This window comes from Rhizobium sp. ERR 1071 (assembly GCF_007828675.1).
Lineage (GTDB): Bacteria > Pseudomonadota > Alphaproteobacteria > Rhizobiales > Rhizobiaceae > Rhizobium > Rhizobium dioscoreae.
This window is the reverse complement of record NZ_VITM01000003.1, coordinates 854,555-878,798: the sequence shown is the minus strand read 5'-3', so window position 1 is coordinate 878,798 and position 24,244 is coordinate 854,555. Positions and strand designations below refer to the sequence as shown.

Sequence of the window (24,244 nt, the reverse complement as noted above, 5' to 3'; positions counted from 1 at the left end):
GGAAGGGCCTGTCAGCGGCGATTCGGTCTCGGGAGTTCGAATAAGATGATGATCATCATTTATCCGAACGATCGGACCTGCGCAACTGAATCTGCCGTCAGGCTGAAATCGTTGCAAGAAAGCCGAGCAGGGCGGCGTTGAACTGCGCCGGACGCTGCAAGGGGGCAAAATGGCTGACGCCGGGCAGAAGAATCAGCTTCGCGCCTGGAATGTGCCGCACGAGATAATCGGCATGCTCCCGCTTGATGAACTCGTCATGCTCGCTCTGCACGATGGCGACAGGCACATCGATCTCCGTGAGATCTTTGACCGTGTAGTTCGGCTCGGTCCGCTGCATCAGGCCAACGGCCTCGACGAAAGCATCGAACGCGTCGGGCGCCGCCGAAAGCGCAGCATAATCCTTCGTATGGCGTGAGAAGCAGCGCTCGATGATCGGCGTCGCCACGAATTCCTTGGTACCGCTCGGGTCCATGTTGCAGGCAAAGAAGAAGACACCGGAAACGCGTTCCGGATGGGTTTTTCCAAGCACCATGCCGATACAGGCGCCGTCGCTCCATCCGGCGATCGCCGCCTTGTCGATCTTCAGCCTGTCCATGACGGCGAGAACGTCTGTGGCCATGAGCTCGTAGGTATAAGGCCGCTCGTCGCGTATGCTGCGGCCATGGCCGCGGCTGTCGATGACGATAAGCTGATGGCCAGCGTCGATGAGTGCGGGCACTTGGTAGCCCCAATTGCCGCTGTTTCCGAGCCCGCCATGCAGGAGGATCACCGGAGCGCCGCTGCCATAGGAGGCATACCAGATACGCGCGCCATCATGATCGACATGGCCTTCCACCTCGGTATGCGGCAAGGGAGCGGCCCCTTCGGCTTCGAAGCGGTGAAGCTCGTCGTCGTGAAATTCCATACCGACCTCCCATCGCGCCGTCTCTCCCCGACAGCCACGTGGCGAGACTAGTCGATCCCAACGCGTCTTTTCAACAGGCTACGGTCATATCGTTGCCAGATGCTCGAAAAGATCGCGGGCCGGCGACGGAAGCTCTTCGAGGGAGCGTGCGCAGAGTGAAAGCCGGCGCGTTGCCCATGGGTCGGTGAGGCGGAGGGCTGCAATTTTCGCGGATCGGCTGCAGCGACGCGCCGCCGTTTCGGGCACGATGCCGAGGCCGATGCCCTGGCCGGCCATGTGGCAGATGGCTTCAAATGTCCGCATCCGCACCCGCATTTTCAACCGGCTGCCGAGTCGGGCCGCCTGCGCGTCGATGTGATCCTGCAGCGCTCCGCCGGCAAGTCCGACGAAATGCTCATGCAGGATCTCCGTGAAAGCGATCTGCTTTGCCGCTGCCAGCGCATGATCGCTAGATATCACCACCACCAGCCGGTCGATCGCGAAGGGTCGCAATGTCAGGCCGGAGGTATCGGCCGCGTCCGACAGGATACCGATCTCGGCCAGCCCGGCCGAAACGGCCCGGGCGATCTCGATGCTCTGGCGCTCCTTGAGATCGATGTCCGTTCGCGGGTTTCTGGCCATCCATTCGGCAAGGCGCGGCGGCAGGTATTCGACAATCGCCGCGGTGTTGGCGAGAAGCCGGACGGTTGCGCGCAGGCCGCTTGCGTGCTCGCCAAGCTCGCCGCGCATTTGCGTGAGCTGCCGCTGGATCAACCGGGCATGATGGGCCAATGCCTCACCGGCGGGCGTCGGACTCACGCCGCGTCGCCCGCGCTCCAGAAGCCGTACGCCGCCATTTGCCTCCATGTCACGCAGCCGCTCGCTGGCGGCCGGCAACGAAAGCCCGATATCGGCGGCTCCATGCGTGATGCTGCCGGCATCGACGACGGCGAGGAAAAGGCGAAGGTCGGTCAGATCGAAGCGCATGACGTGCAGATTACCGCATGTCCAGTCTTCGGAATAGCCGAAGGCTGGCTTCGCATCATCCGCATTGTGCCAGTCTTTGTCTCTGCTACTGAAAGGGCATGATGGATCATTCGATATGGCTTCTCGCGGCGATCTTCGCGACCTTCTTCATCGCCGGCATGGTCAAGGGCGTCACCGGCATGGGGCTGCCGACCGTGGCAATGGGCGTGCTGGGCACACTGATCTCGCCGCTAACGGCAGCGAGCCTCCTGATCGTGCCCTCCTTCGTCACCAATGTCTGGCAGCTTCTGGCCGGCCCGAGCTTTGGTGCGCTTGCGCGTCGTTTCTCTCTCCTGGTCAGCGCCATCATCGTCGGAACCTTCGCCGGCTCATATCTGCTCGCCGCTGGCGATACGCATATGACCTCGGCAGCACTGGGGGCGGCCCTCCTTCTTTATGCTGGTTACGCCTTGCTTGCCCGCCAGCTTCGCGTGCCGCAGACACTGGAACCGCTGCTATCGCCGGTCATCGGCATGGTCACAGGCCTCTTGACGGGCGCGACCGGCGTTTTCGTCGTGCCGGCCGTGCCCTACCTGCAGGCGCTCGGGCTGGAGAAGGAAGATCTGGTCCAGGCGCTCGGCCTCTCCTTCACTGTCTCCACCGTGGCATTGGCCGCCGCGCTCGCCTGGCACGGCGCATTCCATGTCGACAATCTCGCTCTCTCCACCCTGGCGATCGCCCCGGCGCTTGCCGGCATGTGGGCCGGCCAGGTCATCCGCAATCGCGTCAGCCCGGCGGCCTTCCGCCGCTGGTTTCTGGTCTGCCTTCTGGTGCTTGGCGCCGAGATGATCGTCAAAGCCGCTTTTTGAGGCGGTCTCACATTGCTGGGTTGCCCTGCAGGTACCCATATGCTTCCGAGTTTGTTTGAAGGTGAGGCCTGACCGATCGATGGAAAGAGAGCAGCAAGAGATTTCCGATGACCGTCCGCCGGCCGATGTCCTGCTTGTTGTCGACGTGCAGAATGCTTTCGTGGAGGGGCCGAGTGCGGTTCCCGGCCATGCCACCTTGAGAGCGATGGTCGAACTCCTGCTGGATAAGGCGCGGTCGGCATGGGCGCCGGTGATTTTCCTGCAGAACGATGGTCCGCCCGGTGCACTGGATGAGCCGTTTCAACCGGGGTGGAAACTCCATTTTCCGCCGCTATCTGGCGAGGTGGTCATCAGGAAAACGGAGGATGATGGCTTCGATGGCACCGATCTTGACGCTATTCTGACCGCTTTCGGCGCGAAGCATCTGGTGATCTGCGGCGTGCTCTCGGACATGTGCGTTGCCGCAACGGCGCGGGCGGCGCTTGAGCGCGGTTATGGTGTGCTGCTGCCGCATGATGCGCACGCCACTTATGATGTTCCCGCCGGGCCTGGCTCGCAGGGCGTGCCTGCAGCCATGGCGGCAAGGGCAGCCGAATGGTCGCTCGGCGACGAGATCAGGATTTGCGCTTCGGCACGCGAGGTTCGTTTCAAACAGCGGGCTTAGCCGCAGCCCTGCTTCATCACAACAGGCCACCCTTGAATGTCGGATCGAATCGTAATAATTGAAGTTACATGAAACGCGATAGCCGACTTTCTTCCGTTCTCCATGCCTTGCTCCACATGGCCGAGCAGGATGGACCATTGACCTCCGAAGCCCTGGCGCAATGCATGCACACCAATCCTGTCGTCGTGCGTCGTACCATGGGGCTATTGCGCGAGGTGGGCATTGTCCATTCCGCCAAGGGGCACACTGGCGGCTGGACGATTGCGGCCGATCTCAAAAGCGTCACGCTGCGCCAGTTGCATGAGGCACTCGGCGAACCGGCAGTCTTTGCCATCGGCAATCGCAACGAAACGCCGGAGTGCCTGGTCGAGCAATCGGTCAATTCCGTCCTCGATGATGCTTTTGCCGAAGCCGAGGCCTTGCTCCTCCAGCGCTTTGAAAACGTCACACTTGCCGATCTCGCCGACGAATTTGCGCGGCGTCACACGCAATGGCGCTCAGAAAGGGCTTTGTCATGACCTATGACGTCATCGTCATTGGGGGCAGTTACGCGGGAATGGCGGCCGCCCTCCAGCTTCTTCGTGCCCGCCGCAAGGTGCTTGTCATCGATGCAGGCAAGCGCCGCAATCGTTTTGCCCGGGAATCCCACGGCTTTCTCGGCCAGGATGGCGTCGACCCCGCCGAGATCGCCCGCAAGGCGCGCGAGCAGCTTTTCATCTATCCGACGCTGACCTGGATCGAAGGCACTGCCGAGAAGGCCGAGGGAGAGAAAGATGGCTTCGTCGTCACCACGCTAGACGGCGCGCGCCATGATGGCCGGCGCCTGCTTTTCGCAACCGGCGTCTCCGATGCCTTACCCGAGATCGAGGGACTTGGCGAGCGTTGGGGCAAAAGCGTCTTCCATTGCCCCTATTGCCATGGCTACGAGCTCGATCAAGGCCGCATCGGTTGCATCGCCACCGGCCCGATGTCGCTACATCAGGCGCAGTTGCTGCCGGAATGGGGAGACGTGACGTTCTTCCTCAACGGCAGCTTTGTCCCCGATGAGGTGCAGCGCGCCGATCTTGCCGCACGTGGTTTGACGATCGAGGAAACGCCGGTCGCAAGGCTGGAAGGAGAGGCCGACGTGCGGCTCAGCGATGGACGCCTGCTGCCGTTTGCCGGGCTCTTCACTGCGTCGCGCGTATCGCCCTCAAGCACGATTGCGGAGCGGCTCGGCTGCGCGTTGGAAGAAACGCCTTTCGGCACGCAAATCCAGACAGACGCCATGAAGGAAACGACCGTGCCGGGCGCCTTTGCCTGCGGCGATGCCGCTCGCATCCCGCATTCGGTGTCGCTTGCCGTCGGCGACGGCGCCTGGGCAGGTGCGCAATTACACCGGTCGCTGGTGTTTTAAGCTTCGGTTCGAAGGACTATTCGTCTGCCGAACACCGGCGTTCTTGTCCTATTCCGCTTCCGGCACCTTCAAGATAATTGTTTCGTCCGGGCCGATGGATCTGCCGTCCTGCGCCCGTATGTCGAGCTGCACCGGCTGACCCGTCGCCCGGTCCACCAGCAGTGAATGCTCTTCCGCCGGCGCGAAGAGATGACGCTCGCCGAATTGGCGCAATGCCACCATGACGGGGAAGAGATCCTTTCCCATCGCCGTCAGCCGATATTCCATGCGCGAGCCGCGTTCGCTTGTTGGCACAAGCTCCAGGATGCCGCTCGCGACAAGCGTGCGCAGGCGCTCCGTGAGAATATTCTTGGCAATCCCAAGACTCTTTTGAAATTCGCCGAAGCGCGTCAGCCCATCGAAGGCATCGCGCACGATCAGGAGCGACCACCAGTCGCCGATCACGTCGAGCGAACGCGCGCTTGGGCAATAGTCACCCTTCAGGCTTTTCCGCGCGACCATCGGCTCAGCCTTTCCGGTCTTTTGTTCGCAAGAATGGTTGCATGATTAAACCAATAATGTTACTCGATCGTTGGTTTCATTATTAAACCGAAGAATCGGGAGTTTTGCAATGACGATCGATCAGGACGCGCCGCCGGCCGGCAGCGCGGAGGACATTCTGCGCCCTCATTCCTCACGAGAGGGTTCGTTTAAGGGCGCCGAATACTCCGGAGAGGCCAGTTCGCCGCTGACGCGAGCGACGATTTTCCTGTTTGCCGTCGCGAGCGGCCTCGCTGTCGCCAATGCCTATTTCGCCCATCCGCTTCTCGATGTCATGGCCGATGATCTGAAGCTCTCGCGCACGGTGGCCGGCCTCATCGTCGGCGCAACACAGCTCGGCTATGGGCTCGGCCTGATCCTGCTGGTGCCGCTCGGCGACCTTGTCGACCGGCGCAAGCTCATCATCGTGCAATCGCTGTTGAGCGTGGCGGCCCTCATCAGCGTCGGCTTCTCGTCCAGTGCGGCGATGCTGCTCGCCTCCATGGCCGCCGTCGGCTTTCTGGCCGTCGTGACACAGGCGCTGGTCGCCTATGCGGCGAGCCTCGCGCACCCTACCGAGCGCGGCCATATCGTCGGCATGGTCACAAGCGGCATCGTCCTCGGCATCCTGTTGGCGCGCAGCGTTGCCGGCACGCTGACCGATTTCTCCGGCTGGCGGACCGTCTACATCGTCTCCGCCGTGCTAACATTGGTAATCACGCTTCTCCTCTGGCGCGTGCTGCCGAGGCAAGAGAAGCCGAGGCGCGGACTTTCCTATGTCGGCCTCATCCGCTCGTTGGGCACTCTGCTGATTGAAGAACCGATCCTGCGCATCCGCGCCGTGATCGCCATGCTGATCTTCGCCAATATCACCACGCTGCTCGCCCCTCTGGTGCTGCCGCTGACCGCGCCGCCTTACTCGCTGTCTCACACCGAGGTCGGCCTGTTCGGCCTTGCCGGAGCGGCGGGCGCGCTCGGCGCCGTCAGGGCAGGGCGCTGGGCCGACCGTGGCCATGGCCAACGCACGACGGGCATAGCGCTTGCACTGATGCTCGTCGCCTGGCTACCGATTTCGATGCTGGATCGTTCGATCCTCTGGCTCATTCTCGGTGTCCTCGTCATCGATTTCGGCCTGCAGGCGGTGCACGTCACCAATCAGGGCATGATCTATCGTGTCAGGCCGGACGCGCAGAACAGGTTGACCGCCGCCTATATGGTCTTCTACTCCATCGGCAGCGCAGTGGGATCATCGACAGCGACGATCATCTATGCCCATGCCGGCTGGCCGGGCGTCTGCCTCTCTGGCATTGCGATTAGTCTCACAACGCTGCTTTTCTGGGCGCTGACATTGCGGGCAACACCCAAGGTGGCGACCCAGAGCGTCGGCTAGCTTTCCAGCGTTTAGGCTTGCTTGATCAGAATCCTCGGCAACTGTTCTTCCAATAACGAGAGCATCGCACGAATCCGCGGCGGAATCGGTCTTATCGCCGGATAGAGCGCATTGAGATCGAAGCCCGGCACGGTAAAGCCGGGCAGCAGACAGATCAGTCTGCCATCGGCAAGATCCTTGGTGCAGACCGGCTCCTGCAGCACGCCGATACCGGCGCCATCGAGCAGCAGGCGGTGCAGCGGCCGCCAATGGCTGGTGCTCAAGGTGATATCGGCGGCGGCAAGTTCGGTCTGTCCGTTCGGATCGATCAACGGAATCCGGCCGTTGTTGAACAGGCCGGAGACCCGCAGGAAGGCGTGGTCGGCAAGCTCATCGGGCGTCGTCGGCGTCCCATGCTCATCGAGATAGGCGGGTGAAGCCACCAGCACGCGGCCGACATGGCCGAGCTTGCGGGCAATGAAGCTGCCCTCACCGAGATCCCCCAGGCGCAGCGAGATGTCGACGCCCTCCGTCACGGGATCAACGATCCTGTCGTTGAGGATCAGGTCGATTTTGAGCAGCGGATGACGCTTGCGCATCTGCAGCAGGATCGGCGGAAGGATGACCTCGCCGACACCATGCGGTGCTGCGATCCTGAGCGTGCCGCGCAGTGACTGATCGCCATCCACGACGGCCAGCGCATCGTTGGCACTTTCGAGCACCTGCTTGCTGCGCTCATAAAAGGTGGCACCGACATCGGTGACGGAAAGCTTGCGCGTATTTCTGAGCAATAGCCGCGCACCGAGATATTGCTCCAGCCGATCAATCCGCTCGCTGACGGCGGGTTGACCCATGCCAAGATCGCGGGCGGCGGCCGACATGCTGCCTCTTTCCACCACTCTGACATAGACGCGCATCGCCACCAATAGATCCATGTGCGCCAATATATCGGCTTAGCCGATAAATGAAAGCGGATCATGCTGCCTAGTGGCAGAGCCTTCGATCACCGAAAACGACGCGTGTTTCCGCACTCAATCGCAAACCACAGGTCAGGCTTATGAGCGACATCAGGCTTTATATGTTTCAATCGGGCACGCAGCGCTGCAAGGCCCACGACATCAGGATGAACCAGAGCGGTGGCGCCGATTACGAAATTCCGGTTCCTTGGTTTCTGCTGACGCATCCGAAGGGCAATGTCATCATCGATGGTGGGCTGGCGACGGAAGGTCTGGCCGATCCGCGCGGCTATTGGGGCGATGCGGTCGACAGCTATCAGCCCTTCATGACCGAGGAGCAGGGATGCGTTGCGCAGCTGGCGAAGCTCGGCATATCCGGTGAAGATATCCGCTTCGTCGTGCTTTCTCATCTGCATTCCGACCATAGCGGCGCGATCGGCCGCTTCCCCAACGCGACCCACATCGTCCAGCGCCGCGAATATGAATATGCCTTTGCGCCGGACTGGTTCGCCGCCGGCGCCCATGTTCGTCGTGATTTCGATCGTCCCGGCTTGAAATGGCACTTCCTGGAGGGTGCCGCCACCGATGGCTACGATCTCTATGGTGACGGCGCGCTGCGGATGATCTTCACACCAGGCCATAGCGTCGGCCACCAATCCTTCCTGGTGCGGCTCCCGAAGGCAGGCGCAATATTACTGACCGTCGATGCCGCCTACACGCTCGATCACTGGAACGAAAAGGCTCTTCCTGGCTTCATGGCTTCCGCCGTTGACACGGTGCGATCCGTCGGCAAGCTTCGCACGCTTGCCGAACAGACCGATGCGATGGTGGTGACGGGGCATGATCCCGAGGCATGGCCTCGGCTCAAGCATGCCCCGGCCTATTACGATTGAAGGCGTATCCTGTCGATCAGCCCTGGCCGCCTGATGGCGCTTGTTTCGTATCGAAGAACTGTGCCCGATGTTGGCGAACCCATTCCTCAATGCCTGTCGGCTTGAAATCCTCAAGGCCGGCTTGCGGCTTGAACGGCGCGGCCAGCATCGCATCCGCCTCTTCCCGATGCGATGCGAAGAAGCGGAATTTCGAGGCGACACGGCGTCCCGTTCCCGGTCCCATCGCAGCATCGACATCCCGCTCGAACTCGTCGAGCGGCTGTTGGCGATAGGTGATGAGGCGACCGAGTCCAGCACCGATCCGCGAGACGAGTTCGTTTCCATCAATGCTTTCCGGCCCGGCAATGCGATGATCGCCGGAGGTGATGCCACGTTCCAGAAGGGTAATGGCGGCCCGGGCGCAATCATCGACCGAGGTCCAGGCGATACGCTGGGCTTCGGCAATCGGCGGCGCGAAGATCCCTTCGCCAACAATGTCTTTGCGCGCTGATGGCTTCAGGAGATTATCGAGATACATTGTGGGGCGGACGATTGCGAAGGGCAGGCCTGATGCACGGACTACATCTTCGAGCATCGCGTTGGCAACAAAGCTTGGCTCCTGGCAAGGTGCTGGGCGGCTGGCGCTGGCGAGCTTGAGGACAAGGGATTTCGGGCCTTGGTCGAGCGAAGCCGATATCACATTATCGGCCTGGATGCGCATGTCGCCTTGTGATCCGATCGGAATCTGCAGCACGGCGTGGGTGATGCCGGTGCTGGCGGCGCGAAGCGAAGCCGCATCGCGAAGATCCCCCTCGACAAGCTCGACGCCGAGCGCCGAGAGTGCGGAGGCGCGTCTTCGGTCTCTCACAAGTGCGCGGACCTTGAAGCCGCGCTGAAGTGCTGCGTGAACGACGGCGCTGCCTTGCACACCGGCAGCGAGATAGACAAGGATGGGTTGGGACTGATCGATAGTGGACATATAACGGCTCCTTCGAACATGGTCTGCTGAGGGAGCATCGTCTAATGGCTACCGCGCAGACCCTAAACACGCACGAGGCGCAGGGACTGTCGGGGTATCCGCGCTAGCGCGGAACAGAGCTTCTCCATGGAGGGAGAAGGGCCTGGGCCTACCGAGACCAAGCCAGCCATTTTCGACGGACGATATTTAGGTCGGCTTCATGGATGCTGTCAATGGAAGATGCGCGTGTCACGGTACCTGCCTTATGGCCGGGGCAGCAGCGATCTGATCCGCTCGGCGTCGTCAGGCGTTGCCGGATTGTAGACGATCATGCTGAGATCCGTCCGTCCGTCGACCGAAAAGGCCGAATACTCGAATGCCAGCGGGCCGAGGATGGGATGGCGTATATGCTTGACGGCTTCGGTATGGGTGCCAGGAACGTCGTTTTCGCGCCACATGGCCCTGAATTCCGGGCTGATGCGGCAAAGTTCCGCCACGAAAGGCTCGATCTCACTCGATGCGCCTGCGCGCGCCGCATCGACACGGAATGCGCCCAGCGCGAAACGGGCGACACTTTCCCAATCATATTGCACGGCGCGCGCACGCGGATCGAGAAAGATATAGCGCAAAATGTTGCGTTCTTCCGGCGGCAACGATCCGTAATCGACCAGCATCACGGGTGCTGCCCGGTTCCAGGCGATGACGTCCCAGGTGGCGGTCCGGATAATGGCGGGGCTCGGCTCCAGCGCATCGAGCACGCGCTGCAGCCGCGGCGTAACGCCATCATTTTTGCGGTAACGCGCTTCTGGCGGACGCCCAAGGCCAAGCAGGAACAGGTGCTCGCGCTCCACTTCCGTCAGCATCAGCGCGCGAGCGATCCGGTCGAGCACGTCGGCGGAAGGCGCGCCGCCGCGGCCCTGTTCCAGCCATGTGTACCAGGTCGGGCTGATATTGGCGCGCTGCGCCACTTCCTCGCGCCGAAGTCCGGGCGTGCGCCGCCGTTCGCCGGCAAATCCCAGGGCGGATGGGTCGAGTTTTGCGCGGCGGTCCCTCAGATAGGTCCCGAGCACGTTTTCGGTTTCGATGAGATCGGTCATCCTGTTAGTGTCTTTACTATGATAAGGTCACTACTTTACCAGAATAAACGATAGGCACAGATTTGTCTCCGACGAAATAAGGAGACAATGCATATGCGTATATTCGTTACCGGTGCGACCGGAAATGTCGGCTCGCATGTCGTCAGGGAATTGATCGGGGCGGGCCATCAGGTGCTCGGCCTCTCGCGTTCCAAGGAAAAGGCGGTCGCGCTCGCCGCCGCCGGCGCCGAAGTCCTTCACGGCACGATCGAGGATGCGGAAATCCTGAAAAGCGGCGCCTCGCAATCCGACGGCGTTATCCACCTTGCCTTCAACCATGACTTCACGAGATTCGTCCAGAATTGCGAGGATGACCGCCGGGTCATCGCAACGCTGGCCTCGGCACTTGCCGGTTCCGCCCGCCCGCTGGTCATTACGTCGGGCACGCCGATCGCCAACACGGTGCCGGGCGAGCCGGCCAGAGAGGATAACCCGATTGCCGGTTCCGATATGCATCCGCGGGCGGCCTCCGAAGAAGCCGGAATCCTGGCAAGCGAGATCGGGGTCAATGTCTCGGTCGTGCGGTTGCCCCAGGTGCATGATCCGGTCAGTCAGGGGCTTATTACGCCCTTGATCCAGATATTCCGGGAAAAGGGTGCCTGCGCCTATGTGGGAGACGGGCTCAGCCGCTGGCCGGCGGCGCATTTTACCGATGTCGGCCGTCTTTACCGCCTCGTCGTCGAGCGCGCCGAACCGAATGCCAAATATCACGCGGCCGCCGAGGAAGGCGTGCCCATGCGCGATATCGTCGAGACGATCGGGCGGCGCCTGAACCTCCCGGTCAAATCCATCGCCAGGGAAGAGGCGCAGGATTATTTCGGCTGGCTCGCCATGTTCGCCGGCCGCGACATGCCGGCCTCCAGCGCCAAGACCCGGCAGAAGCTGGGTTGGGAACCCACCGGCCCGACGCTGCTTCAGGATCTTGCAGAGCTGCAGGTCTCCGCCGCGTGATGCCGGCGCCATCGGCCACGATCCGCGGGATGGTCGATGGTCCGACGGACCATGTATTCGAAGACCCGGCCGACTCTTCGGCCGGGTTTCGTCTTTCAGGCTGCGATCCAGAAAGCTTCAAAGTCAGACATACGGCGTCCCGGCAAGAGCGGCGTCGACACCGGCAAAGCCCCGCTCCATGACACCAAGCAGAGCGGCTTGAGGATCTCCTTTTTCCCGAAAGACGCGCAGCGCCTCGCCATAGGCGGTCACCAGCGTCGCCATCAGCATTGCGCCTGCAAGATGTGCATCCGCATCGGAGCGCGGCCGGCCCGCCGCGTCGGAGAGCATTCTCGAGAGATCATCAGCAAGCGTCACCTGCAGCCCGCGTGCATATGCCGTCAGCGTCGGGCTCTCCGCCACCATGCGCCAGAATTGGATGGGGCGTTCCGTAATCCTAAACAGAGGATGCTGCGTTTCCTCTAGGTCCCGCATCAGCGCCTGGAACGCGCGGACTGGTGGCTCTCGGCCGCGATCGGCGAGCGCTTGCCGGACCAACTCCCGTATTTCGTCTTCGCGATCGAAGACCAGATCCTCCTTGCGGCGGAAGTAGTTGAACACCGTCTTCCTGGCGACATCAGCCTCGTAGGCGATATCGGCGACGGAGACTTTGTCGAAGCCATGTTCGACAAACAGGCGTGTCGCGACGTTGGAGATCGCTTGGCGCGTCATCTCCTTCTTGCGGTCCCGGAGTTTGATTTGGTTTGACATGACGATATTTATACCATAAGTAAATTTATACCGAGTGTAAAAATTGCATTGCAATCACGAAATCGGTGAAATTGGCACAGGTTTTATGACTGTTCCCGTGACTGGAAACGTCGCCACCCGAATGGCGTGGACGTTTTTCAGCGACTCGCGCCGGCTGAGATGGGCCGAAGCCGGAATGTCTGACGCCCTTGCGGCGCTGTTCGCCTGAGGAGTTCTGCCTTGATTTATGATGTTCTGATTGCCGGCGGCGGACCCGTCGGTTTGTTTCTCGCCTGCGAGCTGCGTCTCGCCGGTCTCTCCGTATCGGTGCTGGAGCAGGCTGAGGATCGGCGCTCGCCCTTGAAGCGCCTTCCCTTCGGCATGCGCGGCCTTTCCTCGCCAACCATCGAAGCCTTCTATCGTCGCGGTCTGCTGGATGATATTGCCGCGCCCAAACCTGCCAAAGACGGCTCGGGCGATCGCGCTTCACTGGCCGCACACTGGATGCACCAGTCGCGCCGCCCAGGCGGCCATTTTGCCGGCATCCAGTTCTTTTACGACAATATCGACACGTCCAAGTGGCTCTATCGTCTGCCAAGCTCGGCCGGCACCAGCTTGATGGTGGAGATGGAAAGCTTCGAAGCTGTCCTTGCGGCGCGTGCGGAGGCCATGGGCGTCGAGATCAGGCGCGGCTTCGGTGTCGAGAGCTTCGAACAGTCGGATGAAGCTGTTATCGTTCGCGCCGGAGGCGAGACCTTTGGCGGGCGCTGGCTCGTTGGCTGTGACGGCGGCCGCAGCACTGTCCGCAAGGCCGGCGGCTTCGAATTCGTCGGCACCGATCCCGAATTCACCGGCTATTCCGCCGAAATCGAGATGGTGGACCCGGACAAGCTTCGTCCCGGCCGCCATTACACGGCGACGGGCATGTACACCTATGCGCCTCCCGGGACGATCACGATGGTCGACTTCGATGGCGGCGCTTTCCACCGGACCCAGCCGATCACGCTCGACCATGTGCAGGCGGTGCTGCGGCGCATCTCCGTCACCGATGTCACTCTAACGGCGCTCAAGCTTGCCACCACATGGACGGACCGCGCCTATCAGGCAACCAGCTATCGCAGGGGACGCATTCTGCTTGCCGGCGATGCCGCGCACATCCATTCCCCCTTGGGCGGCCAAGGGCTCAACCTTGGACTTGGCGATGCGATGAATCTTGGATGGAAGCTTGCCGCCACGATCCGTGGGGATGCGCCGGACGGCCTGCTCGATACCTATTCCAGCGAACGGCATCCCGTTGGTGCGCAGGTGCTTGATTGGTCACGCGCGCAAGTCGCAATCATGCGGCCAAGCCGGAGTTCTCGCGCGCTCGAAGCCATCATCCGCGATCTGATCGAGACGCGCGACGGCGCCACCTATTTCGCCGAGCGCGTCTGGGGCGTTTCTCTCCGCTATGAACTTGGCGGGAGCCATCCGCTCATCGGCCGCAGCGCTCCCGATTTTGAGCTCGCCGATGGGACAAAGCTCGGCAATCTCCTCAGGACGGGCAAGGGCCTGCTTCTGGATTTCGATGCTCGTGCTTCCCTTGAAGCGCTTGCAAGCCGCTGGAGCGACCGGATTACCTATATCGCCAGCGACGCCAGGGATCGGCTTGGCTTGAGCGCCTTGCTCGTGCGGCCCGATGGCGTCGTTGCCTGGGTCTGCGAGGCAGAGCCTGACATGGATGCCGCTGCCGAAGCGGCGTTGCGATGGTTCGGCGAACCGGGACGCATCGGCGGCTCTCAGCGAAACCTTGCATCAGCCATCCTTGACAGCGCTAGCAAGCCATAATTATACAATGTATAAATATGGAGGTGCGAAATGATCACTGGTCACGTTTTTATTGCAGCCAGCCTGGACGGGTTCATCGCTCGCGATGACGGCGGCATCGAGTGGTTGCTCGAGTATGACGCGTCCGGCGAAGACCATGGCTACAATGATTTCATCAGGGACATCGACGCCATCATCATGGGCCGCGGCACCTTCGAGGCGGTCCGCGACATGAAGCCGTGGTTCTATACGCGCCCGGTGCTCGTCCTTTCGGCCGATTTGGCGGAGCAGCCGGTTCCGGCTGAGTTGGCCGGCAAAGTCCGTTTCACGCGGAAGTCGCCGCAGCAGGCTATGGCCATGCTCGAAGCGGAAGGCTGCCGCCATGTCTATGTGGACGGCGGACGGATCATCCAGTCTTTCCTTCGGGAAGGCTTGATCAGCGATCTGGTGATCACCCGCGTTCCCATACTGCTCGGCAGCGGCCGCCCGCTGTTCGGCCCGGTCTCGCGCGACATCAATCTCACGCATGTAAGTACTCGCCCGTTTCCCTCCGGGCTGGTACAATCGACCTACACAATTGCACCATGACCAAGCGAAGCCGAGGCAGGCCGCGTGCCGACGAGAACAGCGTGTCGCCGGCAAGGATCCTTTCAGAGGCCTTGGCTCTGCTTGATGACGAGGGTTTTGAAAATCTGACGATGCGCGCAGTCGCTATGCGTGCGAACGTCAACCCGATGACGATCTATCATCATTTCCAGGATCGGGACGGATTGATCAAGGCATTGGCGGAGAGCGTCTATGCCGATGTTGCCATGCCTCCGGAAGGAACGGTTCGGTCGCGGATAGAGGGCCTGCTGGGAGCGTACCGGGCAAAGGTGCTGCGCCATCCCGGTCTGACGCTTGCCATCTTCAACCGGCCTGCCGTGTTCCCCGACCATGCAAGGCGGATCACGGAGAGCCTGACGGATCTGTTGGAGGAGCTTGGCCTTTCCCCATCGCGCGCGCTGCTGTGGGTGCATATTCTGGTCGATTACACCCATGGTGCAGCCCTTGCCGTCGCCATAGAAAGTGAGGGCGATGGTTTCCAGTCGACACCAGCCGATGTGGAGCAGGCGAACTATCAACGAGCGATCTCTGAGCTGTTGGATTGCCTGGAGGCGTAATGCAAGCGGGAGAGAGTGGATGAAAATGGCGGACAGGGAGGGATTCGAACCCTCGGTACGCTTTCACGTACACACGCGTTCCAGGCGTGCGCCTTAAACCACTCGGCCACCTGTCCTTTGGCGTTTCGCACCCGGTCAGGAAGCAAATCGTCGGAACGGCCGCGATATATACCGATGAATTTCTGGCAATCAACCCGAATCTGACAGATTTTTGACTTGTTGGCGCAAAACTCTGCATCTCCTCCCCATTGCGCTTATTTTGCACGCAACTTATCTAATGAAATAGATGAGGCGGCATAAGACCGGTCGGCCCGCGAAGGCTGAACATAGTAAGTATCGGGAGGAGTTTATGCGTTTCCTGTTGCGTTTTGCCAGCCTTGTCGCGCTGGTGGTGGCTGTGATCGCCGGCACCATCGATTCCATACAATCCGTTGCGGCTTCCGCCGTGGTCATGACCCCGATGGGCGATGCGTGGAATGATGTCAGCCCTTCGTCGCTCGCAAGCCTCCGCTCGGCGATCGCCTATTACGTCCATCCCCGTTTCTATGACATGGCGATGCAATGGCTGCTGTTTCAGCCGGCCTTCGCCGTCTTCCTGGTGATTTCCCTGTTGCTGTGGATGGTCGCCTACAAGCGCCAGCCTGCAGCCGGCCGCTTCAGCGCGTGAGGGGTTCGGCGTGTGACTTTCGGCCTGTGCCATTCAGGGAATTGAATGGCGTCGGAAGGAATTGGCGGTGGCTCCATCGCAATGCGGCGAGCTGCAGAACTGGCGGTTGCGGAGAGCTGAGCGGCAGCTGTTCTGACCAATAAAATTGCAGTTTTGGCCCGAAATTGTTTAAAAAACGGGTCGTTTGGATGGGTTTTCACCAATTCCCACAAATCTTTACCAACTGAAAAATTTCTCGTGAATTTTTCGTGCAGCCATGCAAGGATGCGCGCCAGCTTGGCCTCGGGGGAGGCCGGCAGTTCCGCAGACTTGCCCGATCAACGGGCTTGCGGGAGGACCCAACAAGATAGAAACAATAGGGCTGCACCACATGAAAAAATCCCTTTTGACCCTTTTCGCCCTGGCTGCCATGTCGGCAACGGCGCTTGCGGCCGATATCAAGCCGGCAATCGTCTACGGAACCGGCGGCAAGTTCGATAAGTCCTTCAACGAAGCTGCCTATAACGGCGCTGAAAAGTTCAAGAAGGAAACCGGCATCGCTTACCGCGACTTCGAGCCGACGGGCGACACCCAGGGCGAACAGGCGCTGCGCAACTTCGCCAGCAAGGGTTTCAATCCTGTTATCGCTGTTTCTTTCGCCTGGACCTCCGCGCTGCAGAAGGTTGCTGCTGAATATCCGAAGACCGAATTCGTTCTGATCGACGATAGCCTCGATCTGCCGAACGTCCGCTCCGTCAAGTTCAAGGAAAACGAAGGTTCCTACCTCGCCGGCGTCATGGCTGCCATTGCATCGAAGTCCGGCAAGATCGGTTTCGTCGGCGGCATGGACATTCCGCTGATCCGCAAGTTCGAATGCGGCTATGAGCTTGGCGCACGCGCCACCAATCCGAAGATCGAAGTCTTCCAGAACATGACCGGCACGACCGGTGCTGCCTGGAACGATCCGGTTCGCGGCGGCGAGCTCACCAAGAACCAGATCGACCAGGGCGCGGACGTGGTTTACGCGGCTGCCGGTGCCACCGGCCTCGGCGTGCTGCAGACGGCTGCTGACAACAAGAAGCTCTCGATCGGCGTTGACTCGAACCAGAACTACCTGCATCCGGGTTCCGTTCTGACCTCCGTCGTCAAGCGCGTCGACCTCGCAGTCTACAATGCCTTCAGCGATGCCAAGAACGGCAAGTTCACGGCCGGCACCCAGGAACTGGGCCTGAAGGAAGACGGCGTCACCGTTGCCATGGACGACAACAACAAGCCGCTCGTCACTCCGGAAATGCAGACTGCGGTCGACAAGGCGCGGACCGATATCGTCGCTGGCACCATCAAGGTCCACGACTATCTGACCGACAACGCCTGCCCGAAAAACTGATATGAAATAAGGGCGTATGACGGAGCAAAAACGTCATACGCCCTTTTCTTATCCGGAAACCGGTTTCTGGAGCCCCTATAGTGAACCAAATCTCCGCCATCGAGCTCGTGGGCATCGACAAGAAGTTCGGTGCTGTCCACGCCAATAAAGATATCAACCTGACCGTCGCCAAGGGCTCGATCCACGGGATCATCGGCGAAAACGGTGCCGGGAAATCGACTCTGATGTCGATCATCTACGGCTTCTATCATGCTGATAGCGGCGAGATCCGCATCAACGGCAACCCGATCGCCATTCGCGACAGCCAGACGGCGATCGCAGCCGGTATCGGCATGGTGCACCAGCATTTCATGCTGGTCGACAATTTTACCGTCCTTGAAAACGTGATGCTGGGCGCCGAAGGCGGCGCACTTCTCGCCAAGGGCGTCGCTGCCGCGCGCGCCGAGCTCAACCGGCTGGAGAAGGATTACGGCCTGGAAGTCGATCCGGACGCCTTGATCGAGGAACTTCCCGTCGGCCAGCAGCAGCGCGTCGAAATCCTGAAGGCGATGTATCGCGGCGCCGAGATCCTCATTCTCGACGAACCTACCGGCGTTCTGACGCCGGCCGAAGCCGACAATCTCTTCCGCATCCTTCGCGTGCTACGCGACCAGGGCAAGACGATCATCCTCATCACCCATAAGCTGCGCGAAATCATGGCGATCACCGATACGGTATCGGTCATGCGCCGCGGCGAAATGGTTGCCACCCGCAAGACGGCGGAAACCACCGTCGAGGAATTGGCCGAGTTGATGGTCGGACGCCGCGTGCTGTTGCGTGTGGAGAAGGGCGCTCCCAATCCGGGCGAAATCCTGCTTTCGGTGCGCAATCTTACCGTCAAGGACGGCCGTGGCGTCACCATGGTCGACAATGTCTCCTTCGATGTCCGCGCCGGCGAGATCGTCGGCATCGCCGGCGTCGCTGGCAACGGCCAGTCGGAATTGCTTGAGGCCATCGCCGGAATCCGCAAGCCGGCTTCGGGCGAGATCCTTCTGCACGGCAAGCCGATCGGCAATGCCGATCCTGCAGCACTCCGTGACCTTGGCCTTGCCCATATTCCGGAAGATCGCCATCACATGGGCCTCGTCCTCAAGTTCGAGGAATATGAGAATTCCATGCTCGGCTATCACCGCGACCGCAAATACGGGCGCGGCGGCATGCTCGATCTCGATGCCATGCGCAAGGATGCCATCGAGAAGATTGAGAAATACGATATCCGCCCGCCGAACGCGCGGCTGAAAACAGCCAATTTCTCCGGCGGCAACCAGCAGAAGATCGTCGTTGCCCGCGAGATCGAGCGCGACCCGAAGGCGCTGCTGATCGGCCAGCCGACGCGGGGCGTCGATATCGGCGCCATCGAATTCATCCATCGCCGCATCATCGAGATGCGCGACGCCGGCAAGGCGATCCTGCTGGTGTCGGTGGAGCTGGATGAGATCCGTGCGCTTTCGGACCGTATCCTCGTCATGTTCGCCGGCCACATCGTCGGTGAAAAGTCGGCTGAGGCCGGTGAACAAACACTCGGCCTGATGATGGCCGGCATTGCCGCGTGAGGCGTATATGAGCACGGCTTCCGTTCCGCTCCCGAACTGGATCACCTACGGCCTGATCCCTCTTCTCAACCTGATTGTTGCCTTCCTGATTTCCGGCCTCGTCGTCTGGTTCATCGGCGAGAGCCCGCTCGATGCGCTCGTGCTGCTGCTGCAGGGCGCTCTCGGCAGCGGCGAAGGCATTGGCTTCACGCTGTATTATGCGACGAGCTTCATCTTCACCGGCCTTTCGGTCGCCGTCGCCATCCATGCCGGCCTGTTCAATATCGGCTCGGAAGGTCAGGCCTATCTCGGCGGTCTCGGCTGTGCCCTCGTGGCGCTGACACTTGACCGCTACGTGCCCTGGTACGTGACCATGCCCTTTGCGGTTATCGGTGCGGCGATTTTCGGAGCGCTCTGGGCCTTCATCCCGGCCTGGCTTCAGGCCAAGCGCGGCAGCCACGTCGTCATCACGACGATCATGTTCAACTTCATCGCTTCGGCGATGATGAACTTCCTGCTGGTGCATGTGCTGATTGTGCCCGGCAAGATGGCTCCCGAGACCCGCACCTTTCTGGAGGGCGGCCAGCTGCCGAAGCTCGGCTGGTTGATGGATCTGTTCGGCTCGACCATCGGTGCTGCGCCGCTCAACGTCTCCTTTCTGATCGCGCTGGTCATGTGCTTCCTCGTCTGGGTGCTCATCTGGCGCACCAAGCTCGGCTATGAAATGCGCACGCTCGGCCTCAGCCCCACCGCTGCGGTCTATGCCGGCATTCCCTATGCCCGAACGGTCATCATCGCCATGCTGCTTTCCGGTGGCCTTGCCGGCATGATGGCGCTTAACCCCGTCATGGGCGCTTCCGCGCGTCTGCAGGTGGAATTCGTGCTCGGTGCAGGCTTCGTTGGCATTGCCGTGTCGCTGATGGGTCGCAATCATCCACTGGGCATCATCGTGGCGGCGATCCTGTTCGGCATTCTCTATCAGGGTGGCGATGCGCTCTCTTTCGACATGCCGAACATCACGCGCGACATGATCGTGGTGATCCAGGGTCTCGTCATTCTGTTTGCCGGTGCGCTCGAATATATGTTCCGACCTGCGCTTGTGCGCATCTACCAGACATTCGCCAGGACGTGAGGATCGGACGATGGATTATTATGATCTTCTCATCAGCATATTGGGCTCGACCATCCGCCTGTCGATTCCGTTGATTTTCACAGCGCTGGCGGGCCTGTTTTCCGAGCGCGCCGGCATCTTCGATATCGGCCTTGAAGGCAAGATGCTGGCTTCGGCCTTCGCTGCCGCCTGCGTCGCCTCGATCAGCGGCTCGCCGTGGGCCGGTCTTGGCGCCGGTGTTCTCGTCTCCGTCCTCGTCGGTCTGCTGCACGGCTTCGCCTCGATCACCAATCGCGGCAACCAGATCGTCTCGGGCGTCGCGATCAACTTCCTGATGGCCGGCCTGACCATCGTTCTCGGTCAAGCCTGGTTCGGTCAGGGTGGCCGTACACCGACTTTGCCTGCCACCGCCCGTTTTTCGGGCATCACTCTGCCGGGCGCCGATGCCATTCGTGACGTTCCATTCATCGGGCCGCTCTACGCCAACGTCATCTCGGGCAACAATATCTTGACCTATCTCGCCTTCCTCACGGTGCCGATCTCCTGGTGGATCCTCTATCGCACCCGCTTTGGTCTGCGGCTGCGTGCGGTCGGTGAAAATCCGGGCGCGGTCGATACCGCCGGCATCTCGGTCGAATGGCTGCGCTATCGCTCCCTGATCGTTGCCGGCATTCTCTGCGGCTTCTCCGGCACCTATCTCGCCATTGCCCAGTCGGCGGCCTTCATCAACAACATGTCGGCGGGCAAGGGCTATATCGCTCTCGCCGCACTGATCTTCGCAAAATGGAAACCGGTGCCGGTAATGTTTACCTGCCTCCTGTTCGGCTTTCTCGATGCCTTCGCCAATTTCATGCAGGGCAAGGCAGTTCCGGGCATTGGCGAGGTGCCGGTACAGATTTTCCAGGCGCTGCCCTATATCCTCACCTGCATCCTGCTTGCAGGCTTTATCGGCGTCGCCAAGCCTCCGAAGGCCGGTGGCGTGCCCTATACCAAGGAGCGCTAAACCCATGTCACATGATCTGTTCGAGGCCGCGCGTGGCGCGATGGCGTTCGCGCATGCTCCCTATTCGAAATTCCCGGTCGGCGCGGCGATCCGCGCCGAGGACGGCAAGATCTATACTGGCGCCAATATCGAAAATCTCTCCTTCCCTCAGGGCTGGTGCGCCGAACCGACAGCGATCGGCCAGATGATCATGGGCGGCGCCAAGAAGATCGTCGAGATCGCGGTCATCGCCGAGAAACTGCCGCTCTGCCCGCCTTGCGGCGGCTGCCGGCAGAAGATCGCCGAATTTGCCAGCAAGGAGACGCGCATCTATCTTTGCGACGAAACCGGCGTGAGGAAGACCATGACCATGGACGAAATGCTGCCCTTCAGCTTCGAAACGGAGGTGCTCGGATGAGCGCGGCCGTCGATATCCTCACCGAGAAGCTCGGCGAATTGAAGCCGCGCTATGGCATCATCCTGGGCTCCGGCCTCGGCTCCCTCGTGGATGAGGTCAAGGAGGCGTTGCGCATCCCCTATGCCGACCTGCCCGGCTTCCCGGTCAGCGCAGTTTCAGGCCATGCCGGCACGCTGGTCGCAGGCAAGCTCGGCGATGTCCCGGTCATCATGCTCTCGGGTCGTGTGCATTATTACGAAAAGGGCGACGCCAATGCCATGCGCGAGCCGATCGAAACCCTGAAGGCGCTTGGCGTCGACACGCTGATCCTGACGAACTCGGCCGGATCGCTGCGGGAAGAGATGCCGCCGGGATCGGTGATGCAGATCACCGATCACATCAACTATTCCGGCATGAACCCGCTGATCGGCGAGGAAAGCGACAGGCGCTTCGTCGGCATGACGAGCGCCTATGACATCGACCTCATCATGCGCATGCGCAAGGCGGCGGAAAAGGCCGAGATCAAGCTTTCGCACGGCGTCTATATGTGGTTTTCCGGCCCGAGCTTTGAAACGCCGGCAGAGATCCGCATGGCGCGCATCCTTGGCGCCGATGCTGTCGGCATGTCGACGGTGCCGGAAGTCATCCTGGCGCGTCTTTTCGGTTTGAGGGTTGCCGCTGCCTCCGTCATCACTAACTATGGTGCTGGCATGACCGGCGGAGAACTCTCGCATGAAGAGACGAAAGACATGGCTCCGGTCGGCGGCGCACGCCTCGCCGCTATCCTGAAAGAAATGATCGCGGATGAAGGAGACCCAGAATGACGGGCCATTCCCTGAGAGAAACGGCAGCCGTTGCGCTTTCCCTTCTCGACCTGACCAATCTCAAGGATGACTGCACGCCGGCGCAGATCGAGGCGCTGTGCGCCCGCGCGCAATCCCCCTATGGCAATACGGCCGCCATCTGCATCTGGCCGCGCTTCGTCGCGCAGGCGCGCGGCATTCTCGGCACCGATCATGCCGTGAAGATCGCGACCGTGGTGAATTTCCCCGGCGGCGATATGGAGGTGGCCGATGTGGCCGCCGAAGCGCGCGAAGCGATTGCCGATGGCGCCGACGAGATCGATCTGGTCATTCCTTATCGTACCTTCCTGGCCGGCAATGAACAGGCCGTCACCGATATGGTCGCCGCCGTGCGGGCAGAATGCAAAGGCCCGGTGCTTTTGAAGACCATCCTCGAAACCGGCGAAATCAAGGATACCGCGCTGATCCGGCGCGCGTCGGAACTTGCGATCGACGCCGGCTCCGATTTCATCAAGACGTCCACCGGCAAGGTTGCTGTCAACGCGACGCTCGAGGCTGCCGACATCATGCTGCGGGCCATCCGCGCCAGCGGTCGCAAGGTCGGCTTCAAGCCTGCCGGCGGCATCGGCTCCGTTTCCGATGCGGCGCTTTATCTGAGCCTTGCCGAGACCATCATGGCACCAGATTGGGCCATGCCTTCGACCTTCCGTTTCGGTGCGTCGAGCTTGCTCGACGATATTCTGAACGTGCTGGCTGGCGGCGAGTCCAAGACGGCCTCGTCAGGCTACTGATCCATGATCCCGCAGGAGATCATCCGCCGGAAGCGTAACGGCGCCACCCTCTCGGCCGCCGATATCGATGCGTTTATCGGCGCATTGGGGCGTGGCGAACTGGCCGAAAGCCAGATCGGCGCCTTTGCCATGGCCGTCTGGTTTCGCGGCATGACGCGCGAGGAGACGGTGGCGCTGACGCTCGCCATGGCCCGCTCCGGCGATACGCTCTCCTGGGATGGCATCGGCAGGCCGATTGCCGACAAGCATTCGACCGGCGGTGTCGGCGACAATGTCTCGCTGATGCTGGCGCCCATTGCGGCCGCCTGCGGCCTCGCCGTGCCGATGATTTCCGGCCGCGGTCTCGGCCATACTGGCGGCACGCTCGACAAGCTGGAATCCATCCCCGGCTACGGGATCACGCCGGATGCGGCCCGTTTCCGCAAGGTAGTCGAAGAAGTCGGCTGTGCCATCATCGGCCAGACCGGCGCGCTGGCCCCCGCGGACGGCAAACTCTATGCGGTGCGCGATGTCACTGCGACCGTCGATTCCGTACCATTGATTACCGCGTCCATCCTGTCGAAGAAACTGGCGGCCGGGCTGGAAACGCTGGTGCTCGACGTCAAGATCGGCAGCGGCGCCTTCATGACTTCGCTTGAGGAAGCGGAGACGCTGGCGCGTTCGCTGGTGGAGGTGGCGAATGGCGGTGGGGTCAAGACTTCGGCTCTGATCACTGACATGAACCAGCCTTTGGCCGATGCCGCTGGCAACGTCGTCGAGCTTCGTAACTGTCTGGATTTCCTGAAGGGCAACAAGGCGGGCACGCGGCTCGAAACGGTCGTCCTTGCCTTTGCATCCGAAATGCTCGTTCAGGCCGGCATTGCTGCGAACGCTGCCGAGGCGGAGGGCAGGGCGCGCGAGGCTTTGGCATCCGGCAAGGCGGCAGAGATATTCGGCCGCATGGTGCATGGCCTTGGCGGTCCGGTCGATCTGCTTGAGCGTCCGGAGCACTATCTGGTGAGCGTACCGGTGCAGAAGCCGGTTCTGGCTGCTGCCGATGGCTGGCTTGGCGCCTGCGATGCGCGCGGGATCGGCATGAGCGTCATCGATCTCGGCGGCGGTCGCCGTCGTCCGCAGGACAGGATCGATCATCGCGTCGGCTTTAGCGACATCCTGCCGCTCGGCACGAAGGTGAGCAAAGGTGACCGCATCGCCACCGTACACGCGGCGGACGAGGCAAGCGCGGAGAAGGCAGTGGCCGATCTTTCGGCCAACTATCGCCTTATGGAGGCGGCGCCGGCTTTGTCGCCCGTCATCCTCGGCAGGATCTGACGGACGCA

At 61.3% G+C, this 24,244-nt stretch carries 26 protein-coding genes and 1 tRNA gene; 19 read left to right on the top strand and 8 right to left on the bottom strand.

Annotated features, from left to right (window positions below; genetic code table 11):
- Nucleotides 1-97: 97 nt before the first annotated feature.
- Nucleotides 98-904 (bottom strand): alpha/beta fold hydrolase, encoded by an 807-nt coding sequence (locus FBZ99_RS14450; protein WP_145633863.1) that lies wholly within the window; start codon nt 902-904, stop codon nt 98-100.
- Nucleotides 905-988: 84 nt separating this feature from the next.
- On the bottom strand, nt 989-1,870 hold the full coding sequence (locus FBZ99_RS14445) for a LysR family transcriptional regulator (protein WP_145633859.1): 882 nt from the start codon (nt 1,868-1,870) through the stop codon (nt 989-991).
- Between the two features lie 98 nt (nt 1,871-1,968).
- Here FBZ99_RS14445 and FBZ99_RS14440 point away from each other — a divergent pair, with 98 nt between their 5' ends.
- The 4 genes from FBZ99_RS14440 (at nt 1,969) to FBZ99_RS14425 (ending at nt 4,778) form a co-directional block, all read left to right on the top strand.
- Entirely contained in the window at nt 1,969-2,718 is a 750-nt protein-coding gene (locus tag FBZ99_RS14440; RefSeq protein ID WP_145633857.1) for a sulfite exporter TauE/SafE family protein, read from the top strand.
- Nucleotides 2,719-2,797: 79 nt separating this feature from the next.
- Complete coding sequence (locus FBZ99_RS14435) at nt 2,798-3,382, top strand: isochorismatase family protein (RefSeq protein ID WP_145633854.1); 585 nt, start codon at nt 2,798-2,800, stop codon at nt 3,380-3,382.
- Nucleotides 3,383-3,450: 68 nt separating this feature from the next.
- A complete protein-coding gene (locus tag FBZ99_RS14430; protein ID WP_145633851.1) occupies nt 3,451-3,900 on the top strand; it encodes an RrF2 family transcriptional regulator in 450 nt (149 codons plus the stop codon).
- A complete protein-coding gene (locus FBZ99_RS14425) occupies nt 3,897-4,778 on the top strand; it encodes an NAD(P)/FAD-dependent oxidoreductase (protein WP_145633940.1) in 882 nt (293 codons plus the stop codon). The genes FBZ99_RS14430 and FBZ99_RS14425 overlap by 4 nt, the downstream gene beginning before the upstream one ends.
- 48 nt (nt 4,779-4,826) lie before the next feature.
- Here the strand turns inward: FBZ99_RS14425 and FBZ99_RS14420 are convergent, their stop codons facing one another.
- Nucleotides 4,827-5,279: a winged helix-turn-helix transcriptional regulator gene (locus FBZ99_RS14420; protein WP_145633848.1), complete on the bottom strand. Its 453-nt coding sequence runs from the start codon at nt 5,277-5,279 to the stop codon at nt 4,827-4,829.
- Nucleotides 5,280-5,388: 109 nt separating this feature from the next.
- Between FBZ99_RS14420 and FBZ99_RS14415 the strand changes: the two genes are divergently transcribed.
- Entirely contained in the window at nt 5,389-6,687 is a 1,299-nt protein-coding gene (locus tag FBZ99_RS14415; RefSeq protein WP_145633846.1) for an MFS transporter, read from the top strand.
- Between the two features lie 11 nt (nt 6,688-6,698).
- Here the strand turns inward: FBZ99_RS14415 and FBZ99_RS14410 are convergent, their stop codons facing one another.
- Nucleotides 6,699-7,601, bottom strand: coding sequence for a LysR family transcriptional regulator (locus FBZ99_RS14410; protein ID WP_145633844.1), 903 nt, complete (start codon nt 7,599-7,601; stop codon nt 6,699-6,701).
- A 122-nt stretch (nt 7,602-7,723) separates the two neighbouring features.
- Here FBZ99_RS14410 and attM point away from each other — a divergent pair, with 122 nt between their 5' ends.
- The gene (gene attM, locus FBZ99_RS14405; protein ID WP_145633842.1) at nt 7,724-8,515 is read left to right on the top strand and encodes an AttM family quorum-quenching N-acyl homoserine lactonase; all 792 of its coding nucleotides are present in this window, start codon (nt 7,724-7,726) and stop codon (nt 8,513-8,515) included.
- A 16-nt stretch (nt 8,516-8,531) separates the two neighbouring features.
- Here the strand turns inward: attM and FBZ99_RS14400 are convergent, their stop codons facing one another.
- Entirely contained in the window at nt 8,532-9,473 is a 942-nt protein-coding gene (locus tag FBZ99_RS14400; RefSeq protein WP_186450308.1) for an SDR family oxidoreductase, read from the bottom strand.
- 242 nt (nt 9,474-9,715) lie between these two features.
- Entirely contained in the window at nt 9,716-10,549 is an 834-nt protein-coding gene (locus FBZ99_RS14395; RefSeq protein WP_145633840.1) for a helix-turn-helix transcriptional regulator, read from the bottom strand.
- Nucleotides 10,550-10,642: 93 nt separating this feature from the next.
- Here FBZ99_RS14395 and FBZ99_RS14390 point away from each other — a divergent pair, with 93 nt between their 5' ends.
- On the top strand, nt 10,643-11,539 hold the full coding sequence (locus FBZ99_RS14390) for an SDR family oxidoreductase (RefSeq protein WP_145633836.1): 897 nt from the start codon (nt 10,643-10,645) through the stop codon (nt 11,537-11,539).
- Between the two features lie 123 nt (nt 11,540-11,662).
- Here FBZ99_RS14390 and FBZ99_RS14385 read toward each other — a convergent pair whose 3' ends face one another.
- Nucleotides 11,663-12,289 (bottom strand): TetR/AcrR family transcriptional regulator, encoded by a 627-nt coding sequence (locus tag FBZ99_RS14385; protein WP_145323330.1) that lies wholly within the window; start codon nt 12,287-12,289, stop codon nt 11,663-11,665.
- Between the two features lie 219 nt (nt 12,290-12,508).
- Here FBZ99_RS14385 and FBZ99_RS14380 point away from each other — a divergent pair, with 219 nt between their 5' ends.
- Genes FBZ99_RS14380 through FBZ99_RS14370 form a run of 3 tightly spaced genes read left to right on the top strand, consistent with a single transcriptional unit; the run spans nt 12,509 to nt 15,237 of the window.
- On the top strand, nt 12,509-14,095 hold the full coding sequence (locus FBZ99_RS14380) for an FAD-dependent monooxygenase (protein ID WP_145633833.1): 1,587 nt from the start codon (nt 12,509-12,511) through the stop codon (nt 14,093-14,095).
- A 30-nt stretch (nt 14,096-14,125) separates the two neighbouring features.
- Entirely contained in the window at nt 14,126-14,662 is a 537-nt protein-coding gene (locus FBZ99_RS14375; protein WP_113391011.1) for a dihydrofolate reductase family protein, read from the top strand.
- Nucleotides 14,659-15,237 (top strand): TetR/AcrR family transcriptional regulator, encoded by a 579-nt coding sequence (locus FBZ99_RS14370; protein ID WP_145633830.1) that lies wholly within the window; start codon nt 14,659-14,661, stop codon nt 15,235-15,237. The genes FBZ99_RS14375 and FBZ99_RS14370 overlap by 4 nt, the downstream gene beginning before the upstream one ends.
- 26 nt (nt 15,238-15,263) lie before the next feature.
- Here the strand turns inward: FBZ99_RS14370 and FBZ99_RS14365 are convergent.
- Nucleotides 15,264-15,353 (bottom strand) — tRNA-Ser (locus FBZ99_RS14365).
- A 233-nt stretch (nt 15,354-15,586) separates the two neighbouring features.
- Between FBZ99_RS14365 and FBZ99_RS14360 the strand changes: the two genes are divergently transcribed.
- From FBZ99_RS14360 to deoA, 9 genes are all read left to right on the top strand, one after another.
- Nucleotides 15,587-15,904, top strand: coding sequence for a hypothetical protein (locus tag FBZ99_RS14360; RefSeq protein ID WP_075856392.1), 318 nt, complete (start codon nt 15,587-15,589; stop codon nt 15,902-15,904).
- Nucleotides 15,905-16,274: 370 nt separating this feature from the next.
- Entirely contained in the window at nt 16,275-17,270 is a 996-nt protein-coding gene (locus tag FBZ99_RS14355) for a BMP family lipoprotein (RefSeq protein WP_113391013.1), read from the top strand.
- Nucleotides 17,271-17,350: 80 nt separating this feature from the next.
- Nucleotides 17,351-18,862: an ABC transporter ATP-binding protein gene (locus FBZ99_RS14350; protein WP_113391014.1), complete on the top strand. Its 1,512-nt coding sequence runs from the start codon at nt 17,351-17,353 to the stop codon at nt 18,860-18,862.
- Between the two features lie 7 nt (nt 18,863-18,869).
- Entirely contained in the window at nt 18,870-19,973 is a 1,104-nt protein-coding gene (locus FBZ99_RS14345; RefSeq protein ID WP_113330623.1) for an ABC transporter permease, read from the top strand.
- Between the two features lie 10 nt (nt 19,974-19,983).
- A complete protein-coding gene (locus FBZ99_RS14340) occupies nt 19,984-20,955 on the top strand; it encodes an ABC transporter permease (protein WP_145633827.1) in 972 nt (323 codons plus the stop codon).
- Between the two features lie 4 nt (nt 20,956-20,959).
- Nucleotides 20,960-21,352 (top strand): cytidine deaminase, encoded by a 393-nt coding sequence (locus FBZ99_RS14335; protein WP_069610963.1) that lies wholly within the window; start codon nt 20,960-20,962, stop codon nt 21,350-21,352.
- The gene (locus tag FBZ99_RS14330) at nt 21,349-22,155 is read left to right on the top strand and encodes a purine-nucleoside phosphorylase (protein ID WP_145633824.1); all 807 of its coding nucleotides are present in this window, start codon (nt 21,349-21,351) and stop codon (nt 22,153-22,155) included. The genes FBZ99_RS14335 and FBZ99_RS14330 overlap by 4 nt, the downstream gene beginning before the upstream one ends.
- On the top strand, nt 22,152-22,925 hold the full coding sequence (gene deoC / locus FBZ99_RS14325; RefSeq protein WP_113391017.1) for a deoxyribose-phosphate aldolase: 774 nt from the start codon (nt 22,152-22,154) through the stop codon (nt 22,923-22,925). The genes FBZ99_RS14330 and deoC overlap by 4 nt, the downstream gene beginning before the upstream one ends.
- A 3-nt stretch (nt 22,926-22,928) precedes the next feature.
- Nucleotides 22,929-24,236, top strand: coding sequence for a thymidine phosphorylase (gene deoA / locus FBZ99_RS14320; protein WP_145633822.1), 1,308 nt, complete (start codon nt 22,929-22,931; stop codon nt 24,234-24,236).
- Nucleotides 24,237-24,244 lie beyond the last annotated feature (8 nt).

What these genes read in the sequence shown, in the direction of transcription:
- FBZ99_RS14450 (WP_145633863.1), bottom strand. Translation starts at nt 904, where the DNA reads ATGGAATTTCACGACGACGAGCTTCACCGCTTCGAAGCCGAAGGGGCC.
- FBZ99_RS14445 (WP_145633859.1), bottom strand. Translation starts at nt 1,870, where the DNA reads ATGCGCTTCGATCTGACCGACCTTCGCCTTTTCCTCGCCGTCGTCGAT.
- FBZ99_RS14440 (WP_145633857.1), top strand. Translation starts at nt 1,969, where the DNA reads ATGATGGATCATTCGATATGGCTTCTCGCGGCGATCTTCGCGACCTTC.
- FBZ99_RS14435 (WP_145633854.1), top strand. Translation starts at nt 2,798, where the DNA reads ATGGAAAGAGAGCAGCAAGAGATTTCCGATGACCGTCCGCCGGCCGAT.
- FBZ99_RS14430 (WP_145633851.1), top strand. Translation starts at nt 3,451, where the DNA reads ATGAAACGCGATAGCCGACTTTCTTCCGTTCTCCATGCCTTGCTCCAC.
- FBZ99_RS14425 (WP_145633940.1), top strand. Translation starts at nt 3,897, where the DNA reads ATGACCTATGACGTCATCGTCATTGGGGGCAGTTACGCGGGAATGGCG.
- FBZ99_RS14420 (WP_145633848.1), bottom strand. Translation starts at nt 5,279, where the DNA reads ATGGTCGCGCGGAAAAGCCTGAAGGGTGACTATTGCCCAAGCGCGCGT.
- FBZ99_RS14415 (WP_145633846.1), top strand. Translation starts at nt 5,389, where the DNA reads ATGACGATCGATCAGGACGCGCCGCCGGCCGGCAGCGCGGAGGACATT.
- FBZ99_RS14410 (WP_145633844.1), bottom strand. Translation starts at nt 7,601, where the DNA reads ATGGATCTATTGGTGGCGATGCGCGTCTATGTCAGAGTGGTGGAAAGA.
- attM (WP_145633842.1), top strand. Translation starts at nt 7,724, where the DNA reads ATGAGCGACATCAGGCTTTATATGTTTCAATCGGGCACGCAGCGCTGC.
- FBZ99_RS14400 (WP_186450308.1), bottom strand. Translation starts at nt 9,473, where the DNA reads ATGTCCACTATCGATCAGTCCCAACCCATCCTTGTCTATCTCGCTGCC.
- FBZ99_RS14395 (WP_145633840.1), bottom strand. Translation starts at nt 10,549, where the DNA reads ATGACCGATCTCATCGAAACCGAAAACGTGCTCGGGACCTATCTGAGG.
- FBZ99_RS14390 (WP_145633836.1), top strand. Translation starts at nt 10,643, where the DNA reads ATGCGTATATTCGTTACCGGTGCGACCGGAAATGTCGGCTCGCATGTC.
- FBZ99_RS14385 (WP_145323330.1), bottom strand. Translation starts at nt 12,289, where the DNA reads ATGTCAAACCAAATCAAACTCCGGGACCGCAAGAAGGAGATGACGCGC.
- FBZ99_RS14375 (WP_113391011.1), top strand. Translation starts at nt 14,126, where the DNA reads ATGATCACTGGTCACGTTTTTATTGCAGCCAGCCTGGACGGGTTCATC.
- FBZ99_RS14370 (WP_145633830.1), top strand. Translation starts at nt 14,659, where the DNA reads ATGACCAAGCGAAGCCGAGGCAGGCCGCGTGCCGACGAGAACAGCGTG.
- FBZ99_RS14360 (WP_075856392.1), top strand. Translation starts at nt 15,587, where the DNA reads ATGCGTTTCCTGTTGCGTTTTGCCAGCCTTGTCGCGCTGGTGGTGGCT.
- FBZ99_RS14355 (WP_113391013.1), top strand. Translation starts at nt 16,275, where the DNA reads ATGAAAAAATCCCTTTTGACCCTTTTCGCCCTGGCTGCCATGTCGGCA.
- FBZ99_RS14345 (WP_113330623.1), top strand. Translation starts at nt 18,870, where the DNA reads ATGAGCACGGCTTCCGTTCCGCTCCCGAACTGGATCACCTACGGCCTG.
- FBZ99_RS14340 (WP_145633827.1), top strand. Translation starts at nt 19,984, where the DNA reads ATGGATTATTATGATCTTCTCATCAGCATATTGGGCTCGACCATCCGC.
- FBZ99_RS14335 (WP_069610963.1), top strand. Translation starts at nt 20,960, where the DNA reads ATGTCACATGATCTGTTCGAGGCCGCGCGTGGCGCGATGGCGTTCGCG.
- FBZ99_RS14330 (WP_145633824.1), top strand. Translation starts at nt 21,349, where the DNA reads ATGAGCGCGGCCGTCGATATCCTCACCGAGAAGCTCGGCGAATTGAAG.
- deoC (WP_113391017.1), top strand. Translation starts at nt 22,152, where the DNA reads ATGACGGGCCATTCCCTGAGAGAAACGGCAGCCGTTGCGCTTTCCCTT.
- deoA (WP_145633822.1), top strand. Translation starts at nt 22,929, where the DNA reads ATGATCCCGCAGGAGATCATCCGCCGGAAGCGTAACGGCGCCACCCTC.